3 protein-coding genes are annotated in these 1954 nt (G+C 66.5%); all 3 read right to left on the bottom strand.

Annotation, left to right across the window (positions count from 1 at the left end; translation table 11 throughout):
* The coding region (locus tag H5T60_14425; protein ID MBC7243626.1) for a HAMP domain-containing protein at positions 1–710 on the bottom strand (710 nt) is incomplete at its 3' end.
* Complete coding sequence (locus tag H5T60_14420) at positions 700–1392, bottom strand: response regulator transcription factor (protein MBC7243625.1); 693 nt, start codon at positions 1390–1392, stop codon at positions 700–702. The genes H5T60_14420 and H5T60_14425, both read right to left, overlap by 11 nt.
* Positions 1393–1404: 12 nt before the next feature.
* Positions 1405–1954 (bottom strand): hypothetical protein (locus H5T60_14415; GenBank protein MBC7243624.1); only part of this gene is annotated, 550 nt, incomplete at its 5' end.

The raw sequence follows: 1954 nt of genomic DNA, 5'->3' as shown, positions 1-1954 counted from the left end.
GGCGTGCGCAGTTCATGGGCCACGTCGCTGACCAGATTGCGGCGAAGTTGTTCCTGCATGGCCAGACTGCTGGCCATGGCGTTGAAGGCGTGGGCGAGCTTGCCGATTTCATCCTGCGAATCCACCGGCACCCGCACCGAGAGATCTCCCTTCTCCATGCGCTGGGCGGCGGCCGTCAGCCGCTCGATAGGCCGCAGGATGCGGTCCGACATGCCCAGGGTGACCAGTATCGCCGCCGCGCCGGCGAACAGCGCGCCGAACAAAATGGAGCGGTTGACGGCCCGGAGGAAGGCCCGTTCCGTCTCGCGAGGCTCGGTCGGCGGGATCATGTACAAGAAGCCCACTGGCCGGCCGCCGACGAGGATCTCGACGGCCGGCACCTGCCAGCGGCCGGCGGCCGATTTGCCGATCAGCGCGCTCTCCGAATCCGCCACGATGCGGCCTTCCGCGTCGGACACCACCACCCGCATTCCGCTGATCTGCCCGATGCGCTCGACCTCCGGCTGTACCGCTTCCCAGCTCCGGCGCAGGTCATAAGAGCGGGCCAGGAAGCCGGCATAGCGTGCCAGGGGAATCGGCCCTCCCCGCTCCACGTAGCGCTGGAATTCGCCGGCGGTGCGCCGGCCGACCACCACCGCGGTGACCGTTACCGCCACCAGCACTACCAGGATTATGGCCATCAACAGCCGCACACGCAGGCTATTCCACATGTTCCCCCTCAAAGCGGTAACCCACGCCGGGCACGGTGACGATGTAGCGCGGCCGGCGCGGCTCCGGCTCAATCTTGCGGCGGATGTTCATGATATGCACATCCACCGTCCGCTCCAACCCCTCATAATCGTACCCGAAGGCGCGCTCCAGCAGTTCCACCCGGCTGAAGGCCCGGCCCGGCTCCTGCGCCAGGGTCGTCAGGATGCGAAACTCGGTGGGCGTCAAATTCACCGGACTGCCGCGCAGGCGCACCTCGTGCCGCATCACGCTGATTTCCAGGTCTCCGAAGCGCATATCCTTCGGCGGTTCTTCCTCGCTCTCCACCCGCCGCAAGATGGCCCGCACGCGCGCCACCAGCTCGCGCGGGTTGAAGGGCTTGGTCAGGTAATCGTCCGCCCCGACGTCGAAGCCGCGCAGTTTATCCTCGTCGGAGGCGCGGGCGGTCAGCATCAGGATGGGGACGTCGGACTCGTCGCGCAACAGCCGGCAGACATCCATGCCGTCCAGCCCCGGCAGCATCAGATCCAGCACGATCAAGTCGGGCCTTTTCTCGCGCGCCATCTCCAGCGCCTGCCTCCCGTCGTAGGCGGCCAGCACCCGATAACCCTCCCGCTTCAGGTACAGCGAGACGATTTCCACGATCTTCGGGTCGTCATCCACCACCAAAATGCTCTTCTTCATAACGCCTCACACCTACCCTGCAGAACGCGGTCTGCCGGCGCGGCGCAGGAGCGCGTAGATGCGCGCCGCGATCTCCTGCTCGCTGATGCCCAACTTCTGCGAGTCATCCGCGCCGGCGCTCAGAGCCTCCAGCACCTCCCCCTCGCCGCCCGGCACCAGCGCCAGGATGCGGGCGGAACTGCGCCGGCGCAGGGCCTGATACACCTCCGGACAGACGCTCCCACATACGAGGAACACGGATACATCCGCCAGCTCCTCCGCCGGCAGATGATCCACATCTTTGCTCAACCGGCGCACCGGAAAGCCGGCCTCCTGAAGGGCCAGGGACAGCGCCCGCACCGGGCATGCATCTATTGTAATCAGGCCGATGACCGCCGGCAAGCCGCCGGCGCCCTGCTGGGTGCCTTTCCCACCAGCCGCGCCGGCTTCTCGCAGTTTCTGCCGCTTCGCGATGTTGTGAAGGCGCCGGTTAGTGGACTCCACCGTGTTCAGCAGGTCGGCCTGGTTCTGTATCATGAAATCGTCGTTGGTGAAGCGCGCACGCTCTGCTGGCGGCCGGCGG

Source organism: Anaerolineae bacterium, assembly GCA_014360855.1.
In the GTDB taxonomy this organism is placed as follows: domain Bacteria; phylum Chloroflexota; class Anaerolineae; order JACIWP01; family JACIWP01; genus JACIWP01.
This window is presented reverse-complemented; position numbering and strand designations above follow the sequence as displayed.